Raw genomic sequence first — 18158 nt, 5'->3', positions numbered from 1 at the left:
AAGTCAATGATTAAATTTAAAAATGTACACAAACATTTTAAAGACCTGCACGTGATCAACGGTGTGAACTTAGAAATCAAGCAAGGTGAGGTTGTGGTGGTGTGCGGGCCCTCAGGCAGCGGTAAGTCCACGCTGATCCGTACTGTCAACCAGCTGGAACCGATTCAGAAAGGCGAAATCTGGGTGGATGGCGTGAATGTGGCCGACCCGAAAACCGACTTGAACAAAATCCGCGCCGAGGTGGGTTTTGTGTTTCAGCATTTTAATCTGTATCCGCATTTGACGGTGCTGGAAAACATTACGCTTTCACCCATGCAAGTAAAGAAAGTAAGCCGGGCAGATGCCGAGAAGAAAGCAGTGGAGTTGCTGGAGCGGGTAGGGTTGGCGCATAAAAAAGACGCCTTTCCAAGCGAATTATCGGGCGGGCAGCAACAGCGTGTGGCGATCGCGCGCGGGTTGGCGATGGAGCCTCGTGTGATGTTGTTTGACGAGCCGACTTCCGCGCTTGATCCTGAAATGGTGGGTGAAGTGTTGAAAGTCATGAAAGATTTGGCCAAAACCGGTATGACTATGATGTGTGTAACTCATGAAATGGGATTTGCACGTGAAGTGGCCGATCGCATTATTTTTGTTGACCACGGCCAGATTCTGGAAGAATCGGATCCAGAAAGCTTTTTCTTAAACCCGAAAACCGAGCGTGCAAAGCAGTTTTTAGCACAAATCAAGCATTAATTTAAAATTGCAGTTTAAAAAACGCTTGAATTTTTCAGGCGTTTTTTTTTATTTTTTCAGACAGGCATAGAAGTGGATAATAAGGGAATCGATGCAAAGCCCGATATGGCTGTATCTTATGGAAAGCAGATTGGTTATAATACTCAAGCCCGCGCCGAAAGGGATATTCGGATACGGGCTTGATTTTGGAGTCCTCTATTTATTCGCCTTTTTCAACTTGGCGTTTGTTGATATTGATTGTGCTTTCTTTAGCTTGGATTGTCAACAATTTTGTTTAAGATTGTGAACGATTTTTGAAAATATTTTGGTTTAAATAATGCTTATGACGGACACGGAAAATATCGCTTCTATTCAATCAACTGTGGCTTCACCGGTGGAAGTAATCGAACGCCATGATTCGGAGCTTACCCGCGTTTACCATGCGATTTTAAACGCGATTATGGATGGCGTGTTGCTGCCGGGGAAGAAGCTGACAGAGTCGGATTTATGTCGACAGATGGTATGCTCTCGCAATACGGTGCGCGGCGCGCTTTCTTTGCTGGCGCACGATAAAATTGTGGATTTGCTGCCGAACCGCGGTGCGTTTGTTCATGTGCCGGATTTACAGGAAATCCGAGATGTGTTTTTTATGCGGATAGCTTTGGAAGAGATGACTGTGGACAAGCTGGCTGAGCTGCCGGATGTACAGGAAAAATTGGTGCCGCTCTACCGGTTGGTGGCGCAGCAGGCAGAAGCGCATGAAGCGGGCGATAGAGTAGGGCGAGACCGTTTGTCGAATGCGTTTCATATCGAGTTGGCCCGGGTTTTGGATAATCAGGTGCTGGTGGAGATGATGGCTTCTTTATGCGCGCGTTCGTCGCTGATGGTTGCGCTTACGGGGCGTGCGGTGAAGCATGAAAGTCCCAACAACGAGCATACGGAAATGCTGGCGCTGTTGCAGGAAGGTAAGTATAGGCGTGCGGCCAAAAAAATGCGCAAACATCTTGAAGTGGTATTGGCTCAATTGGAGGAGCGGTTTGAGGACGCGGAGGAAGAAGCCGGTTTGATGCCCGCTTGATATGATGGCAAGCGGCTGGAATAATGATAATGCCTGTCTGAAAAAGTGGTTTTCAGACAGGCATTATGTTTGAATTTTACCGGCCTTCATTATCGGCCAGGATTTTTTCGTATACCGCATCAGGTACATAGCGGCGTATCATTTGACGCCAGCCGTTGGGGCCGACCATGCCTTTGACCATCGTAGAGGATACTTCGGCGAATTCGCGCGGCGGCATCAGAAAGATAGTGAGAATGTCGGGCTGGAGGTCGGAGTTGATATAACGGATCGTACGCTCGTATTCATAATCGGAGGCTGTGCGAATGCCCCGAACGATAAATTTTGCGTCTACATCGTGAGCATAGTCCACTAAGAAGCGGTTTTCAAAGGAATGAATGCGCACATTGGGAAATTCTTGGGTAATTGCCTCAAGCATGGCATAGCGCTCGGCTATGGTGTAAGTGCTTTTTTTATCAGGGTTGACGCCGATGGCGATAATCAGCTCGTCAAACATGGTTTGCGCCTGCCGTATCATCCAGAGATGGCCGTTGGTGGGCGGGTCGAAACTGCCTGCGTATACAGCTCGGCTGATGGGGTGGTTCATGGTTGTGTTACTTAAGGTCAATTGAGTTGGGCAGCATAGACCGATTGGGCGAAATTGTCAAAACATATGGTGGGAAACCGGATTATTTGGAAATTCTGTGCCATATCTTTATTATTTGGGATTGAAAAAACGATTTTATTAATAGTGATTTCTATTAACTTTAATTGTTTGGGTATGGTATGCTAATTGAGATTGCTGCGGCAATTTGTGGTGAGCCAAGCGAAACCGTTTTCTGCTTGATTGTTGCAGATAGTGGGTTGGGCTTTGCTATATCGTTTAATCAACAAGGAGAGAAATAATGTTATCGGAAAGTATGATCAAACGTTTGAATGAGCAGTTGAATTTGGAGCTTTATTCGGCAAATGTGTACCTGCAAATGTCAGCTTGGGCGGATAACAATGGTTTTGAGGGGGCAGCCAAGTTTTTGAAAGCGCATGCTGCTGAAGAGATGCAGCATATGTACCGCTTGTTTGATTATCTGAATGAAACCGGTGCTCTGGCGGAAATCGGTGCGGTGGCGGCGCCGAGGTCGTGTTATGCGGGGTTGAAGGAAGTGTTTGAGGAAGTGTATAAGCACGAAAAAGACATTACGGTGAAAATTAATGAGTTGGTTGAGAAAACGCTTTCTGAAAAAGACTTTTCTTCTTTCAACTTTCTGCAATGGTATGTGGCCGAGCAGCACGAGGAAGAGCGTTTGTTTAAGTCGATTTTGGATAAAATTAACTTGATCGGGGATAACGGCAACGGTTTGTTCCATGTGGATAAGGAGTTGGCAGCTTTGGCTGCGAAGTAAATCAAACTAAGCTGCCGGATATACAAATGCCTGTCTGAACGTTCTTTTTCAGACAGGCATTTTGGGTTCTGGCCGGATATTAATTAATCTTCGCCGCTGAATACACCTAAAATGTTCAGTAGGCTGCTGAAGATATTGTAGATAGAGATGAAGATGGTCAGCGTGGCGCTGATGTGGCTGTTTTCACCACCTTCGATGATGGTGCGCACTTGCCACATAATCATCAGTGAGCTGAAAATGGCAAAGCCGGCAGAAACGGTTAAGGTTAAAGCGGGAATTTGCAGGAACCAGCTGGCAATCATGCCGATAATCAATACCACGGCGCCGACAGTCAGGAAACGGCCCAGCGCGCTGGTGTTCACATTGGCACGGCGCGCTAAAGCAGCCATGGTGAAGAACACGCCGGCAGTCATAGCGGCGGCGATGCCGATTAATTCACCGCCGTTGGAATAACCGAGGGTACGTTGCAGCAGAGGCGAAATCAAAATACCCATGCCGAAAGTAAATACCATCAGCAAAGCAATGCCTGTGTTGCTGTAACGGTTTTTCTCAATCAGAAAGCACATGCCATAAACAAATGCAAAGAAAACAGCCAAAGCAATCCAGGGGCTGCCGAAAGTGGCAAAGACGTTAAAGCCCATCATGGTGCTGGCAACGGCGCCAATGGCGGCCGGAATAAAAGAGAGACCCAGCAAACCGTAGGTTTTGCGCAAAACGGTGTTTTGGCTGACGCGGCCTGCGGTGTCGGTGTAGTTGTAAACATCATGATTCATGGTGCGTACCTTTATTGTGTGAGTGAATTAAGATTTGGATTTTAACAGTAAATAGAGCATCTTGTGTGATATTTCAAGATGGATGGTGAAATTTAAGTGATTTTATTGCTTGTGGGCGGAAGAATGCCTGTCTGAAAAAAATGTTTTTGAAAGACAATGGGTTTGGGATGGCTAACAACAAACGGTTGTGAAACCGAAGATTTTCAGATAGGCATTCAGTGTTTGCCCGAGCGCCAAATCGACCAGATAATCCATAAGCTGTTGATTAATGCCAAAAGATAGCCGATGAACCCGATGAATTTGGGGCCCGTATCGATGCTCATCACAATCGATGAACCGATAATGAGCGCAGCGGTGACTATGCCCATCGTCAGGCGGTTGGCGGTGCGGTCGAGCTGGTGGTTGAGCTGGTCGATGCGTTTGATGTCTAAATTGATGTTGAATTGGCCTTTCTGGATGCGGCGGCTTAAGCGGATGATGTTTTGCGGCAGTTCGTCGGCTGCCTGTATCAGCATTTGGCCGTGCATACGGCTTTTGCGCAAGATATGCTCGGGCGACAGGCGCTCTTTCATCACTTCCGTTACGATGGGTTTGGCGCGCTCCAGCAACTCGGAGCTGCCGTCGAGCCGTTTGACGACGCCTTCTAACGTAATCAGGGTTTTAAACAGCATCACCAAATCGCCCGGCAGGGTAAGCTCGTGCCCGCGCATGATTTGGGTGATGTCGTTAATCACTTGGCTGATGCGCAAATCGCGGATGGCGGTGTGTTCGTAGTTGAGCAGCATTTCCAATACGTCGGCGCCCAGCAGGTTTTCGTCGGGTAATTCGCCTTGCGCCCAATTACTCAATACATATTGCATGGAAAACTGGTCGCGCTGGATCAAGGCGTTGATGAGTTCGATAATCTCACGGCGGCGGGTGGCGGAAAGATGGCCGACCAAGCCGAAATCTATGAAGCTGATGGTGCCTTCTTTATCAAGGAAGATGTTGCCGGGATGAGGGTCGGCATGGAAAAAGCCTTGTTTTAAAATCATGGTAAACAAGGTGTCGGTAATGCGTTGCGCCATCAAGGTTCGCGTTTCCGGGGGAAGGCTGTCGAGATCGGTGTCCAGCAGAAGTTTGCCTTGAATGAATTCCTGCACCAGAATCTGGCGGTTTGAGATGTCGCGGTACACTTTGGGAATATGCACATAACTGTGATCACTGAAGGCATTTTCAAACCGCTGCATATAACGCAGTTCCACCGATAAATCGGTTTCTTTGGCCAGACTGCGGGCGAAGTATTGAACCATCTGCAAGGGGCGGTAGCGGCGGGCTTCGGGTATTTCCGATTCGATGAGTCCCGCCAGATGAGTGAGAATACGCAAGTCGGCATTGATGATTTTTTCGATGCTCGGCCGTTTGATTTTGATAGCGACGGTTTCTCCGCTGAGCAATACGGCTTTGTGCACTTGCGCGATGGATGCGCTGCCGATGGGCACGGCGTCAATGCTTTGGAATATTTCGTTAATCGGCCTGCCCAGATGTGATTCGATAAGGGCATGAATATTGGTGGTGGGGATGGGGGGGACGTTGTTTTGCAGTTGCTCGAATTCTTCAATCCATTCGGCATTGAAAATGTCAACCCGGGTGGAAAGGATTTGCCCGAGTTTGACAAATGTGGGGCCCAGCTCTTCAAAGGCCAGTCTGAAACGGCGCGGCGTGCTGATATAGCGGTAGTGGTTTTCGGCGGCGTCTTCCTCGGTAAGCGTTTTGCCCGACAGTTTAATGCGCTGGACAAACTCTCCCAAACCGTATTTGCTCAGGATGGCGATGATTTCCCTTAGACGGGAAAAATCGCGTATGGCGAGTAAAGTTGGTATCATCATGGTTTTTGAGGTATCTTTATGGCTTTCTGCTGTATATATGGGGGCAGTGTGCAAATCTTGTATGGATTTGAGTGCCGAATATCATGCCGGTAAACCTTAGGATAACGAATAAAGCCTTTTACAACAATGTTTTTTATTGGTGTCAGAGAAGAGCCGATAGGAGAATATTGCTGCAAAAGCCTTTTACATTAACGGAAAGTGTTCATGAGATTTTTAAAGCAATTGGGAGCGGTCATCTTGGCTTCGGTAGCGCTGTGGTTCGCGCCGCCGGCTGAGGCAGACGATTTGGAGCAGTTTATCCGTTTCCAGGCGGGCGGTATCAATTTTGGCGAACCGATGCCCGTGGGGCAGGCCATCAGCCAGAATGAGGCCGACCAGTTAATCGGAAGCGCTATGAGCCTTTTGGGCGTGGCCTATCGCTTTGGCGGAACAAGCGCGTCAACCGGCTTTGATTGCAGCGGCTTTATGCAATATATTTTTCGCAAGAGCATGCAGGTCAGCCTGCCGCGTACTTCGGCAGAACAAGCCAAAGTGGGCACGCAGGTGAGCAGAAGCGCTTTGCAGCCGGGCGATATGGTGTTTTTCAACACTTCGGGCCGCCGCATTTCGCATGTGGGCCTGTATATCGGTAACGACCGGTTCATCCACGCGCCGCGCACGGGAAAGCGAATCGAAGTAACCAGCTTGAGCAATAAATATTGGAGCAAGCGGTATGTTACGGCGCGGCGCGTCAAGAAAAACGATCCGTCCCGTTTCTTGAATTAAGAGGTATGCCATGAGTATGCCGCAGATGCCCAAATGGTATGGAGAGGATGGCACCATCGTTTCCTGCACCGAAAAAATCAAGGTAATGAATGAAAACATGACCGAGCTGTTCCAGCTGGCGCAAGATGCGTTTGAAGATGGCCTTTTGATGGGCTGCGGCGAGGCGCAGCTGAGGGAATATCTGGTTCGGCTCGTTCAAGGGGTAGAGAACCCTTATAAAAAATAAAGATTGTTAAAATATTTATAATGCCTGTCTGAAAAGCGGTTTCAGACAGGCATTCTTTGTAGTATAGTGTAACTGGTTGTTGCTGCTTATCACTTCATCAAAGCCGACCAAAAACGAACATAAGAAAAACACAAACGAAGGATACATCATGATTTTATCGCTCAGCATTATTTTCGGCTTTCTCGCAGTGGGGGAAGCCGTTGTTTATTTAACAGGTCTGAAATTTCCGGGCAGCATTGTGGGTATGGGATTGCTTTTTGCAGCCTTGCAGCTTAAATGGGTAAAACCCTCGCAGCTTCAGAAAATGGTAGACACCATGATGGCAAACCTTGCGCTGTTTCTGGTGCCGCCTTGTGTTGCGGTGATGAGTTATCTGGATTTGGTGGCACGCGATTTTGTGCCGATTGTTACGGCTACGGTGATCAGCACGTTTGCAGTGATGTTTGTTACGGGCAAAACCCATGAGCTTTTACGGAGAAAATGATGGAACCGATGAATGTGTTCAAACATCCGATGGTGCTGCTCTGGCTCACGGTTACTGCTTATTGGGTGGCCAATATCTTGCGCACGCGTACGGGGAATGTGTTGTTCAATCCCGTATTGCTGAGTACAACGGCGATTATTCTCTACTTAACTGCATTAAATATTGATTACGCAACTTATCACGAGGCAGCGGAATTTATTGATTTTTGGCTGAAACCTGCAGTGGTAGGGCTGGCGGTGCCGCTTTATAACAACTGGGAGAAAATCCGTAAGCAATGGCTGCCGATTGTGATTTCACAAGGAGCGGGCAGCATTACGGGCATCGTGAGCGCGGTGTATATTGCGAAGCTGATGGGCGCGGATCGGGAGGTAACACTGAGCTTGGCGGCCAAATCGGTAACCAATCCGATTGCGATTGAAATCACCAAAACCATAGGCGGCATTCCGGCGATTACGGCGGCGATGGTGATTGTGGCGGGTATGCTTGGGCAAATGGCGGGCTATCGCATGATGAGCGCGAGTACGGTAACCAAGCCGATGTCGCAAGGGATGTCGATGGGTTCGGCTTCACATGCGATGGGCATTGCGATTTCCATGGAGCGCAGCAAGAAATATGCGGCCTATGCGAGCTTGGGTTTGATTTTTAATGGTGTGCTCACGGCGATATTCGTGCCGATTTTGATTCCTTTGATGGGTGTGTAAACAAGTTAAAGATAGTATTTCGTTATACTCGTGCCAAGCCTGAGTTATGATGGTGCGATATGTAGGTAGTTTAAAGGTAAATGCCTGTCTGAAAAAGTTTCAGACAGGCATTTGTGTATCTTGCTGCATGGTTAAAACAAATTATCCATCACTTCGCGCTGTGGTGCCGGAGCAGAGCGTTCGCTGCGGTTGCTTTGGCTGCGCGGTGCCTGCTCTGCCTTAGAGGGCGCAGGTTCGCGTGTGCGGCGGATGGGTTCTACCGGCGTTTCTCTTTGGGCGTTTCGGTTGGCGCTTTCGGCAGCCGGCTCGGTGTTGCGTTTAGAGGTTTGGGGTTTTGCCGTGGCGCGAGGGGCTGCGGGGGTATGGTCACGTGATTCTGCGGCTTGGTCTTCGTCGTTATCGTTTTTGTCTTCTTCGGTGTTGTTTTCGTTGGCTGGTTTATCTTTGTTGTTGCCTTTATCGTCGTCTTCTTTGGGGGGCTGTGCGGCAGATGCCTGTGAGGCGCTTTGAACGGTTACGACAGTGCCTTTGCCGCCGTTGGGTGACAGCAATTCAACTTGAGGCTGGTTGGCGCTGTTTCCGGATTGGTCTGCCTGTTTGACCTGTTCTTTGGTGGTAACGACCGAGAAAGTGTAGCCAACTAAGGCAAAAACAGCCAATGCTACGATGGCCAGTGCGATAAATAATAGTTTGCGGGGCGTCAGTTTGAAGCCGGGTTTGGTGTTGCTCATTATTGTTCTCAAGTGTGTATCAGGCCGCCGTTTAGGGTACGGCGGTTCCGAATGCCTGTCTGAAAATTTTCAGACAGGCATTCGGGTATTATTGTTTGGTGTAGGTTTGATAGAGGGTAATCACTTTTTGCACGCCGGCGGTGGTGCTGACTTTTTGGGTTACCGCAGCTTGCTCTTCGGGCGTGAGAATGCCCATTACATAGGTTACGCCGTTGTAGGTAACGATTTTTACGCGGCCGGGGTACACGCCTTGGATGCCCAATAGGGTGGTGCGCACTTTGGTGGTGCTCCAGGTGTCGATACCCACATCGTTAAACGTGCGTTGGGGGGAGGCTACGTTGATGTAGTTGTAAACGGCTTGCACGGCTTGCTCTGAGCGGGCGATTTGTTCGACAAATTGTTTTTCTTGTTCGGAAGAAACTTGGCCGAGCAAGAGAACATGACGGTTGTAGCTCACCACGGAAAGGCGCGGCGCGTAGCCGGAGGTTTGATTATTGTTTTTCAGATAGGAAATGGCTGTGTTGTGGATGCGCAGCTCCATCACTTGGTCGTCGGCTTGGGCGCCGGTGCTGCGGCGGTCTAAGCCGGATTGCGTGCCGACGGCGGCTCCGCCGAGTAAGGCTGCGGCGCAACCGCTCAATCCGGTGGAAACGGCAGCAGCCAGCAAGAGGGTTTTTAAGGTTTTATTCATGCGGAATTCCTTAACGTGGCAATCCGGCCTTTGGTGAGGCCGGTTTTGAAAAAAGAAAAGCATTTTAACGGTTTATCATCAATTTGACACGTTTTTGCCGATAATCGGTTGCCAAAAGGTTTCAGACAGGCATTTACATGCCTTCGAGCAACATGGTGTCGATAGAGTCGCACAAGGCATGTATCAGCAGAATATGGGTTTCCTGAATGCGGGCGGTGCGCGGGTGGGGCACGTTGAGCAGCACGTCGCTGTCTTTCAACATGCCGGCGATTTTGCCGCCGTCGCGGCCGGTAAACGCGATAACGTGCATGTCGCGCTCGTGGGCGGCTTTAATGGCTTCAATCACGTTGCCGGAATTGCCGGAAGTGGAGATGCCGATTAACACGTCGCCTGCGCGGCCGAGTGCACGCACCTGTTTACTGAAAATATGGTCGAAGCCGTAATCGTTGCCGATGGCGGTGAGGGCGGAGGTGTCGGTGGTGAGTGCCACGGCGGCCAGCTCCATGCGTTCTTTTTCAAAACGGCCGGTCATTTCGGCAGCGAAATGTTGGGCGTCGGCAGCCGAGCCGCCGTTGCCGCAGGCGAGGATTTTGCCGTCGTTCATCAGGCAGTTCATCATCAGCATGGCTGCTTCGGCGGTGGGTTCGGCCAGCACTTCGGCTGCCTGCTGTTTGACTTGGATACTTTCTTCGAAATGCGCGGCTACGCGCTCTTGCAATGTTGTCATGGGTTTAACCTGTGATGTTTTGAATCCATATGGGCGCATCGTTGCCCTGAATCAATACCGCGTCGAGGCGGCAGGGCGGATTGCCTGCCTTGCGGGTTTGCAGATAATGCTCGACGCTGCGGGTGAGCTTGGCCAGTTTGGCTGGTGTGATGCTGTGTGCTGCGCCGCCGAAGGTGCTGTTTTTGCGGTATTTGACTTCTACGAAAAGCAACATCTTACCCTGTTTAACGATTAAATCAATCTCGCCAAACGGGCAATGCCAGTTTCGTTCGACCAACGTGCAGCCGCGGCTTTTTAAAAACGCCAGCGCCGCATCTTCGCCCGCTGCGCCTGATTGATGGTTTAAGCGCATAATCCGATTCGCCCGTATAATATGGTTTTCGTTTTTCAGACAGGCATTCAGATATGATGCAGAAACATTACCAAAAAGCCTGCGAAAGTGTTGAGAAGCAGACATTATACGTGGTTGCCACGCCTATCGGCAATTTGGGAGACATCACGTTGCGCGCGCTGGCGGTGTTGAACCATGCCGATATTATCTGTGCGGAGGATACGCGGGTAACGGCGCAGCTGCTGAGCGCCTACGGTATACAGGGTAAATTGGTGAGTGTTCGGGAGCACAACGAGCGCCAGATGGCCGACAAAATTATTGAGGCGCTGGCGGCCAGGCAGAGCGTGGCGCAGGTTTCTGATGCGGGCACGCCTGCCGTATGCGACCCCGGCGCCAAGCTTGCCGCGCTGGTGCGCGAGGCGGGGTATAAAGTGGTGCCTGTGGCGGGTGCCAGCGCTGTGATGGCGGCTTTGAGCGTGGCGGGTGTGACGCAACCCGATTTTTATTTTTACGGTTTTTTGCCGCATAAATCGGGCGAGCGGAAAAAACTGTTCGAACGCTGGCAAACGGCGGATTTCCCGGTGGTGATGTTTGAAACGCCGCACCGCATCGAAGCGGCGTTAAGCGATATGGCGGAGTTTTTTCCCGAGCGCAAGATCATGTTGGCGCGGGAAATTTCCAAAACGTTTGAAACTTTTTTGAGCGGCACGGTGGAAGAAGTGCGCGCCATGCTGCAGGCAGACAGCAACCAAAGCCGCGGTGAAATGGTGCTGGTGTTGCATCCGCAGGCTGCGGAGCGTAATGAGACGCTGCCGGAGGATGCGCGACATGTGATGAAAGTGTTGGCGGACGAATTGCCAACCAAACAGGCTGCGGAATTGGCGGCGAAGATTACGGGCGAGAGTAAAAAAGCGCTTTATGATTTGGCGCTCGAGTGGAAGAAAAGCGGCGGATAAGATTGTTGGCTCGGATAAATAATGCCTGTCTGAAAAGCTTTCAGACAGGCATTATTCATGTTTCAGTTTGAGGTGGGTAGGATTATGCAGCTTGTAATAGCTAATCGTTTTTGCGGGTTTGCCCAACCTCATCTTCACTTTGTGTTTCGGCTGCACGCAGGCGCATCAGTTCGGCGATGGTTTGGGTGCGTTTGTAGCAGGTAATGCCGCTGCCGATAACAATAGCTGCCAGAGAAACGCCGAGCAGAAAATTGGTTTGGTTGTAATGGCTTTCTATCGCGCCCAAAAGGCAACCCAGTGTCAGCACGGCCATGCGCTGCTGCTTGGCCATCGGGCCGAGAAAATCCTGTGCAAAGCCCAAGCTGCCGCCAAACACGCGGATATAGGCGGTTGCCATAGCCAGCAGGGCACCCAGCCAGCCTAGCCAGCTTTGCCCGATGGCATAACCCAGCGCCACGATCAAAACGCTGTCGGCCACGCGGTCAGGAAATTCGTTGTAAATTTCGCCGGTGTCGGTTTTTTTGCCGCCTTCAACCGCCACCATGCCGTCGAGCAGGTTACACATCAGCCTGAGCTGGATGAAAATCGCGCAGCCCACCAAAGCTGCGGCATGCTGGCTGTATGCAAGCAAACCGGCGCCGCAAGCGGCAAACACGGCGCTTAAAATGGAAATTTGATTGGGTGAAGGGGAGTCTTTTGCGGCCAACCATGCTGCAAAACGGATAATCAGTTTGTTGTTGCGGGAGGCAATGGGGCGGCGGTTGTTGTGGGTTGTCATATTGTTTGGAAAAATTGAGTGAGTAAAAACAATTGTAGATATCCCTTAAGGATAAACAAGATTTTTGTGTATGCAAAGTGTTAAGTTGCGATATGGGGCGTAAAGTGTGTAAGCGGCCGTATTTGCCAAACCGGCGCCCCGCGTTTTTCAGACAGGCATGGATGATTTTTGCCGCACCATCCGCTTTTACCGCTTTATGACAAACCTCCGGCAATTCGGCTATAATCCGCCGTTTTCAGCGCGGTTCGAAATCCTCCCGCGATACCAAAACTAGGAACCCACATGCAAAACCAAAAAGCACTGGTCATCTTTTCAGGCGGCCAGGATTCTACTACCTGCCTGATTCAGGCCATTCAAACCTACGGCCGCGACAACGTGCAGGCCATCACGTTCCAATACGGCCAACGCCACGCCGTCGAGCTGGATTGCGCCCGCCGGATTGCCGAAGACTTGGGCATCGCACAAACCGTGCTTGATTTAAGCCTGATGCAGCAAATCACCCACAACGCCTTAATGGACGACACGGCCGAAATTCAGACAGGCACCAACGGCATGCCGAATACTTTTGTAGACGGCCGCAACGCCCTCTTTCTGCTATACGCAGCCATTTACGCCAAAAGCCAAAACATCAAACACATCATCGTAGGCGTGTGCGAAACCGACTTTTCCGGCTACCCCGACTGCCGTGACGTATTCGTCAAATCCATGAACGTGACCCTCAATCTGGCCATGGACTACGCCTTCCAAATCCACACACCGCTGATGTATCTCACCAAAGCCGAAACGTGGGCGCTGGCCGACCGGCTGGGCTGCCTCGACTACATCCGCGAACACACCCACACCTGCTACCACGGCGTAACGGGCGGCTGCGGAGAATGCCCGAGCTGCGTGCTGCGCGAACGCGGGCTGGCCGAATATCTTGCCGCCAAACGGCTTTCCGCAACATAAACCAAACCATAAAAACACAAAGGAGCAACCATGAAACAACTGTATATGTTTTACCTCGGCGGCAACGCAGGCCGTTCCAATATCGAAGTACACGACATACAGTTTGCCGTATGCAGCGATTACCGCGAAGCCATTCCCGAACTGAAAGCCGCTTGGTTCGGCGATGCCGACAAAATCCATATCGACGGCTGGCAAACCGTCAGTTGTGCCGACGGCTACGACATCCGCCTTTCAGACAGGCCGTCTGAAAGCAAAGAACGCCTGTATTTCGTCAATGTGGGCGGCTACACCGCCGAAACGCTGGCAGAAACCCATGCCTTCGGCCTCTTTGTAGCGGCAAACCCGTCCGAGGCCAAACAAAAAGCCTTGCAAAGCCTGCTGCCCGACCATACGCTGCAACACAAAGACAACCTGAAAGATATCGACAACCTGCTCGAATTAAACGAAATCGGCGGCCTGCATATCCACCTTGAGCCCAATCCCGACGGCAAGCCCGACGAAATCGGCTTTCAAGGCTATATGCCGATCTAAGAATATTAAAACAGACAAAAGGCCGTCTGAAATTCAGACGGCCTCACCCATACAAACCATGAAAATCACCAAAATCTTCACATTCGATTCATCACACATGCTCGACGGCCACGACGGCAAATGCCAAAACCTGCACGGCCACACCTACAAACTCGAAGTCACGGTTTCAGACGGCCTCATCCAAGGCGGCGCGAAAGACGGCATGGTCATGGACTTTTCCGACCTCAAAACCATCGTCAAACGCACCATCATCGAACCGTTCGACCACGCCTTCATCTACAACGGCAACAACCCGCGCGAAAGCCAAATCGCCGCCCTGCTCGAAAGCTGGAACATGAAAACCCTGCGGCTTGATTTCCGCACCACGGCAGAAAATATGGCGGCTTACATGTATGCCTGTCTGAAAAACGCAGGCCTGCCCGTGAGCTTAATCCGCTTGTGGGAAACACCGACTTCTTGCGCCGAGTGCGACGGAGTGTAGAAAAATGACTAAAAATCATACAGACAACCCCCAATACCGCATCGTCGAAATCTTTGAGAGCTTGCAAGGAGAAGGCTATAACACCGGCATGCCCGCCGTATTCATCCGCCTGGGCAAATGCAACCTCGCCTGCCCGTGGTGCGACACCGATTACCTGACCTTCAAACCCATGACACTGAGCGAAATCCATGCCTGTCTGAAAAGCTATACCGCCCGCAACATCATCATCACAGGCGGCGAACCGACGATACAGCCCAATCTGGCTGCCTTGCTTGATTCGCTCAAAGCCGAAGGCTACCGACTCTGCATCGAAACCAACGGCCTCAACCCCGCGCCGCCGCAGATTGACTACGTGGCCACCAGCCCCAAAGCCTGCTATGCCGAAAAATATGAAAAGCAGTGCATTGAAAGCGCCGATGAAGTGCGCATTGTGGCCGACGGCGACGTTACCGCGTTTTGCGAGCGTATGGAGCACAAAATCCGCGCCAAGCATTACTACCTCTCGCCTTGCGAAAAAAACGGCGTGATGAATATTTACGACACCATCCGCCAACTCGGCGAGCTCAACAGCCGCCCCAACGCCCCCGTGCATTGGCAATTGAGCGTTCAAACGCATAAGTGGGCGGGGATTGAGTAAAAAGTTGGGAAAGATAAATAGTGTGAATAAAAACCAAATGCCTGTCTGAAAAATGGTTTCAGACAGGCATTTGGTTTTATCCGTTGCATAAAAGCATGTTTAATTGCGACGGTAAGCTTAGAATGTTCGGTTAAGCCGGAAGGCAGCTGCGGATTATTTTTGCGTATTTTTCAGACAGGCACCGTATAGCACAGATGCCTGTCTGAAACATTTCTAAAACGCAGAGCCGGGCTGCTTTAGAAATTCGGTTTCTTCCGGTGTGGATACCCTGCCGAACACGGCGTTGCGGTGCGGGTAGCGGCCGAAGCGGTCAATAATGGCTTTGTGTCGGATTTCAAAGTCAACGGTTACGGAGTCGGTGTAGCGTTGAAACAACGGCAGCGCCTGCTCGTGAATGGCGCGGCTTTCGCTGTGCATCAACGGCATCAGCATAAATTTGCGCTGTATTTCGGGCATGTGTTCAAAGCCGCTTTGGCGCAAAGCCTCTTGGGCAAGGGCAACGGCCATATTGTCTTGGGCGAAAGCTTGCGGGCTGTTGCGGAAAAGATTACGCGAGAATTGGTCGAGAACAATAATTTCGGCCAGACGTCCTTCAAGCGTGCCGCGCCACGCATCAAGCTCGCTCTGTGCGGCCTGTTGCCAAATATCTGCAAATTCAGTGCGGATGCTTTGGTCGAAGGTATCGCTTTTTTCAAACCAGAAAGGCTTCGAGGCATCTGAAAACCAAAAATTCAAAATTGTTTGCGGGGTCATAACTGCTGTCAGAAAGTGATGAAAAAGGCATACTTTAACAGAATCCGATGCGGAACAGGCAATTATGCCCGCTATATTCAGACAGGCATTGGTTTGGCGGTGCATTGATTCTATAATGATGCCTGTCTGAAAATCCTCTCACTCTCTATTCAATTCAAAGCCTGTTATGTCCCAATCCTGTTTCCATTGCGGCCTGCCCGTTCCCGAAGATGTCGATTTGCCCATCCGTTATGAAAACCGCACCGAACCTGCTTGCTGCGCAGGGTGTCAGGCGGTGGCGCAGAGCATTATTGATGCGGGTTTGGGCAATTATTACAAACAGCGCACGGCCGATGCGCAGAAAGCGGGTTTGCCGCCGCCGGAATTGCTCGAGCAGTTAAAGCTTTATGATTTGCCTGAAGTGCAGGCGGATTTTGTGGAGGCGGATTCGGAAAACGGACGCGAAGCGGTGTTGATGTTGAGCGGCATCACTTGTGCGGCCTGCGTGTGGCTGATTGAACAGCAGCTCTTACGGCTGCAGGGTGTGGTGTCGGTGGAGCTGAATTACAGCACCCGCCGCGTGCGTGTGAAGTGGGACGACAGCCGCGTAAAGCTTTCGGATATTCTTTTGCGCATTCAGAATTCGGGTTATAGCGCAGCGCCTTATGATGCGCAGAAAGTGGAAGAAGCGGCGGTGGCCGAGCGCAAAAAATCGCTGGCGCGGTTGGCGGTGGCAGGCTTGTGTATGATGCAGACCATGATGTTTGCCGTGCCTACTTATCTTTACGACGATATCGAGCCGCAATATTTGGAGATTTTGCATTGGGGCGCGTTTCTGATGGTGTTGCCGGTGATGCTGTATTCCGCCGTGCCGTTTTATCAAGGCGCGCTGCGTGATGTGAAAAACCGCCGCGCGGGCATGGATACGCCGGTTGCGCTGGCCATATTGCTGGCGTTTGTGGCGGGCGTGTATGCGCTGCTTTCTAATGCCGGCCAGGGCATGTATTTCGAAGGCATTGCCATGTTTGCCTTTTTGCTGTTGCTGGGGCGTTTTATGGAGCAGGCGGCGCGACGCAAAGCGGGCGACGCAGCCGAGCGGCTGGTTAAATTGGTGCCGGCGTTTTGCCACAAGTTGCCGGATTATCCGGATGAAAAAGTGCAGGAAGCGGCAGTGGCGCAACTGCGCTCGGGCGATGTGTTGCTGGTGCGTGCGGGTGAAGTGGTGCCGGTGGACGGCACGGTGTTGTCGGGCGAAAGCGAAGCCGACGAAGCCATGCTCACAGGTGAAAGCCTGCCGGTTGCCAAGCGCGCCGGAGATAAGGTTACGGCGGGCACGCTCAATACCGCCAGCCCGTTGGTTGTGCGCGCCGACGAGGTGGGCGGGCAAACCCGTTTGGCGCATATTGTGAAGCTGCTCGACCGTGCGCTGTCGCAGAAGCCGCGTTTGGCCGAGGCGGCCGACAAGTATGCCTCGGGCTTTGTGTCCGGCATGTTGTCGCTGGCCGCGCCCGTGTTTGCGGGTTGGTGGTATTTCACCGATGCTTATCAGGCTTTGTGGATAACCGTGTCGCTGCTGGTGATTACCTGCCCGTGCGCGCTTTCGCTGGCCACGCCGACTGCGCTGGCCGTCTCCACCGGCAAACTGGCCGGCAAAGGCGTGCTGATTGCACGGGGGCATGCTTTGGAGGCATTGGCGGCGGCTACCGATGTGGTATTCGACAAAACGGGCACGCTCACCGAAGGCAAATTGTGGGTAACCCAAACTCTGCTGCTGGGCGGAGAATATGCCGTTCAGGCCGCGCAGGCATTGGAAAGCCAGTCCGAACACCCGATTGCGCACGCCATTATGGCATTGCCTGTGGAAAAAGCGGCGGATATAGCAGTAGAACAGCGGGTCAACCGCGTGGGGCACGGCGTGAGCGCCATGTTGACCATCAGCGGCAAACAGCAAATTTGGGCCATCGGCAGGCCGGAATTTGTGGCTGAAATTGCCGGCGACATTCCGCCGCAATGCTGCGATACCGGACACGACGGCAGCGTGATTGCTTTGGGCAACCAGCAGGGTTTTGCCGCATTGTTTTTTCTGAAAGACCAAGTGAAAGCGGGTGTGCCGGAAATGCTGGCCGCGCTCAAAAATCGCGGGTTAACGCCGCATATTTTGAGCGGCGACCGCCGAAATGCCGTGAACGCGCTGGCCAAGCAGTTGGGCATCGAATCCGCCTGCGCCGAAGCCGCGCCGGAAGACAAGCTGGCCTATGTGGAAAACTTGCAGCGGCAGGGAAAAAAAGTGCTGATGGTGGGCGACGGCATCAACGACGCGCCTGTGCTGGCGGCGGCGGATGTGTCTGTGGCTGTTGCAGGCGGCGCCGATGTGGCGCGGGACGGCGCCGATGTGGTGCTCTTAAACGAAGACATGGCCGTGTTGCCCGAAATGCTGGAACAGGCTGCACGCACGCAGGCCAATATCCGGCAAAACCTGATTTGGGCAAGCCTGTATAACATCATCGCCGTACCGCTTGCCGCCGCCGGCTATGTAACGCCGTGGGTTGCGGCGCTGGGTATGAGCAGCAGCTCTTTATTGGTGTTGATGAACGCGCTGAGGCTGGGTAAGCAATAAGCTGGATTCGGATAGC

General features: G+C 51.7%; 23 protein-coding genes and 1 pseudogene. 14 read left to right on the top strand and 10 right to left on the bottom strand.

What is annotated here, in order from left to right; all coding sequences use genetic code 11:
• Window positions 1–6: 6 nt before the first annotated feature.
• Together AKG09_RS11885 and AKG09_RS06265 are read left to right on the top strand one after the other, a co-directional pair.
• The gene (locus tag AKG09_RS11885; RefSeq protein ID WP_054618605.1) at window positions 7–732 is read left to right on the top strand and encodes an amino acid ABC transporter ATP-binding protein; all 726 of its coding nucleotides are present in this window, start codon (window positions 7–9) and stop codon (window positions 730–732) included.
• A gap of 322 nt (window positions 733–1054) precedes the next feature.
• The gene (locus AKG09_RS06265; RefSeq protein ID WP_054618603.1) at window positions 1055–1789 is read left to right on the top strand and encodes a GntR family transcriptional regulator; all 735 of its coding nucleotides are present in this window, start codon (window positions 1055–1057) and stop codon (window positions 1787–1789) included.
• Between the two features lie 76 nt (window positions 1790–1865).
• On the opposite strand, the gene coaD is transcribed toward AKG09_RS06265, so the two are convergent.
• Window positions 1866–2372 (bottom strand): pantetheine-phosphate adenylyltransferase, encoded by a 507-nt coding sequence (gene coaD, locus AKG09_RS06260; protein ID WP_054618602.1) that lies wholly within the window; start codon window positions 2370–2372, stop codon window positions 1866–1868.
• Between the two features lie 298 nt (window positions 2373–2670).
• On the opposite strand from coaD, the gene ftnA reads away from it, so the two are divergent.
• On the top strand, window positions 2671–3165 hold the full coding sequence (gene ftnA / locus AKG09_RS06255; RefSeq protein ID WP_054618601.1) for a non-heme ferritin: 495 nt from the start codon (window positions 2671–2673) through the stop codon (window positions 3163–3165).
• Window positions 3166–3248: 83 nt separating this feature from the next.
• Here the strand turns inward: ftnA and AKG09_RS06250 are convergent, their stop codons facing one another.
• Both AKG09_RS06250 and AKG09_RS06245 read right to left on the bottom strand, forming a co-directional pair.
• Window positions 3249–3938, bottom strand: a complete 690-nt coding sequence (locus AKG09_RS06250; RefSeq protein ID WP_054618600.1) for a Bax inhibitor-1/YccA family protein — start codon at window positions 3936–3938, stop codon at window positions 3249–3251.
• 215 nt (window positions 3939–4153) lie between these two features.
• Window positions 4154–5806: an AarF/ABC1/UbiB kinase family protein gene (locus AKG09_RS06245; protein ID WP_054618599.1), complete on the bottom strand. Its 1653-nt coding sequence runs from the start codon at window positions 5804–5806 to the stop codon at window positions 4154–4156.
• Window positions 5807–6010: 204 nt separating this feature from the next.
• Here AKG09_RS06245 and AKG09_RS06240 point away from each other — a divergent pair, with 204 nt between their 5' ends.
• The 4 genes from AKG09_RS06240 to AKG09_RS06225 all read left to right on the top strand — a co-directional run bounded on the left by AKG09_RS06240 (window position 6011) and on the right by AKG09_RS06225 (window position 7982).
• Window positions 6011–6571 (top strand): C40 family peptidase, encoded by a 561-nt coding sequence (locus AKG09_RS06240; protein ID WP_054618598.1) that lies wholly within the window; start codon window positions 6011–6013, stop codon window positions 6569–6571.
• A gap of 10 nt (window positions 6572–6581) precedes the next feature.
• On the top strand, window positions 6582–6797 hold the full coding sequence (locus AKG09_RS06235) for a hypothetical protein (RefSeq protein WP_054618597.1): 216 nt from the start codon (window positions 6582–6584) through the stop codon (window positions 6795–6797).
• A gap of 148 nt (window positions 6798–6945) precedes the next feature.
• Complete coding sequence (locus AKG09_RS06230) at window positions 6946–7281, top strand: CidA/LrgA family protein (RefSeq protein ID WP_054618596.1); 336 nt, start codon at window positions 6946–6948, stop codon at window positions 7279–7281.
• Complete coding sequence (locus AKG09_RS06225) at window positions 7278–7982, top strand: LrgB family protein (RefSeq protein WP_107688484.1); 705 nt, start codon at window positions 7278–7280, stop codon at window positions 7980–7982. Before AKG09_RS06230 ends, AKG09_RS06225 begins: the two co-directional genes overlap by 4 nt.
• 131 nt (window positions 7983–8113) lie before the next feature.
• On the opposite strand, the gene AKG09_RS06220 is transcribed toward AKG09_RS06225, so the two are convergent.
• The 4 genes from AKG09_RS06220 to AKG09_RS06205 form a co-directional block, all read right to left on the bottom strand.
• Window positions 8114–8713, bottom strand: coding sequence for a hypothetical protein (locus AKG09_RS06220; RefSeq protein ID WP_054618595.1), 600 nt, complete (start codon window positions 8711–8713; stop codon window positions 8114–8116).
• An 88-nt stretch (window positions 8714–8801) separates the two neighbouring features.
• A complete protein-coding gene (locus AKG09_RS06215; RefSeq protein ID WP_054618594.1) occupies window positions 8802–9404 on the bottom strand; it encodes a BON domain-containing protein in 603 nt (200 codons plus the stop codon).
• Between the two features lie 133 nt (window positions 9405–9537).
• The gene (locus tag AKG09_RS06210; protein ID WP_054618593.1) at window positions 9538–10131 is read right to left on the bottom strand and encodes a phosphoheptose isomerase; all 594 of its coding nucleotides are present in this window, start codon (window positions 10129–10131) and stop codon (window positions 9538–9540) included.
• 4 nt (window positions 10132–10135) lie between these two features.
• A complete protein-coding gene (locus tag AKG09_RS06205) occupies window positions 10136–10483 on the bottom strand; it encodes a YraN family protein (protein ID WP_054618592.1) in 348 nt (115 codons plus the stop codon).
• Between the two features lie 53 nt (window positions 10484–10536).
• On the opposite strand from AKG09_RS06205, the gene rsmI reads away from it, so the two are divergent.
• Window positions 10537–11418: a 16S rRNA (cytidine(1402)-2'-O)-methyltransferase gene (gene rsmI / locus AKG09_RS06200; protein WP_054618591.1), complete on the top strand. Its 882-nt coding sequence runs from the start codon at window positions 10537–10539 to the stop codon at window positions 11416–11418.
• 100 nt (window positions 11419–11518) lie between these two features.
• Here rsmI and AKG09_RS06195 read toward each other — a convergent pair whose 3' ends face one another.
• Window positions 11519–12196 carry a CDP-alcohol phosphatidyltransferase family protein gene (locus AKG09_RS06195; RefSeq protein ID WP_054618590.1) on the bottom strand — a complete coding sequence of 226 codons (678 nt, stop codon included), beginning with the start codon at window positions 12194–12196 and terminating at the stop codon, window positions 11519–11521.
• 282 nt (window positions 12197–12478) lie between these two features.
• Here AKG09_RS06195 and queC point away from each other — a divergent pair, with 282 nt between their 5' ends.
• From queC to AKG09_RS06175, 4 genes are read left to right on the top strand one after another with little or no spacing between them, the layout of a single operon-like run.
• Complete coding sequence (gene queC, locus AKG09_RS06190) at window positions 12479–13144, top strand: 7-cyano-7-deazaguanine synthase QueC (RefSeq protein ID WP_054618589.1); 666 nt, start codon at window positions 12479–12481, stop codon at window positions 13142–13144.
• A 30-nt stretch (window positions 13145–13174) separates the two neighbouring features.
• Window positions 13175–13675 (top strand): DUF1543 domain-containing protein, encoded by a 501-nt coding sequence (locus AKG09_RS06185; protein ID WP_054618588.1) that lies wholly within the window; start codon window positions 13175–13177, stop codon window positions 13673–13675.
• 58 nt (window positions 13676–13733) lie between these two features.
• A complete protein-coding gene (gene queD / locus AKG09_RS06180) occupies window positions 13734–14156 on the top strand; it encodes a 6-carboxytetrahydropterin synthase QueD (RefSeq protein ID WP_054618587.1) in 423 nt (140 codons plus the stop codon).
• A 4-nt stretch (window positions 14157–14160) separates the two neighbouring features.
• Window positions 14161–14793 (top strand): 7-carboxy-7-deazaguanine synthase QueE, encoded by a 633-nt coding sequence (locus AKG09_RS06175; RefSeq protein WP_054618586.1) that lies wholly within the window; start codon window positions 14161–14163, stop codon window positions 14791–14793.
• A gap of 213 nt (window positions 14794–15006) precedes the next feature.
• Here AKG09_RS06175 and AKG09_RS06170 read toward each other — a convergent pair whose 3' ends face one another.
• Complete coding sequence (locus AKG09_RS06170; RefSeq protein ID WP_054618739.1) at window positions 15007–15546, bottom strand: DUF924 family protein; 540 nt, start codon at window positions 15544–15546, stop codon at window positions 15007–15009.
• Window positions 15547–15712: 166 nt separating this feature from the next.
• On the opposite strand from AKG09_RS06170, the pseudogene AKG09_RS12395 reads away from it, so the two are divergent.
• A pseudogene (locus tag AKG09_RS12395) lies at window positions 15713–16165 on the top strand (heavy metal translocating P-type ATPase metal-binding domain-containing protein); the annotation flags it as partial.
• A 143-nt stretch (window positions 16166–16308) separates the two neighbouring features.
• On the opposite strand, the gene AKG09_RS12390 reads toward AKG09_RS12395, so the two are convergent.
• Window positions 16309–16380, bottom strand: a complete 72-nt coding sequence (locus AKG09_RS12390) for a hypothetical protein (protein WP_369814088.1) — start codon at window positions 16378–16380, stop codon at window positions 16309–16311.
• Here AKG09_RS12390 and AKG09_RS06165 point away from each other — a divergent pair.
• Window positions 16364–18142, top strand: coding sequence for a heavy metal translocating P-type ATPase (locus AKG09_RS06165; RefSeq protein WP_369814087.1), 1779 nt, complete (start codon window positions 16364–16366; stop codon window positions 18140–18142). The genes AKG09_RS12390 and AKG09_RS06165 overlap by 17 nt on opposite strands.
• Window positions 18143–18158 lie beyond the last annotated feature (16 nt).

It is taken from the genome of Neisseria sp. 83E34, assembly GCF_001308015.1.
GTDB lineage: Bacteria > Pseudomonadota > Gammaproteobacteria > Burkholderiales > Neisseriaceae > Neisseria.
This window is presented reverse-complemented; position numbering and strand designations above follow the sequence as displayed.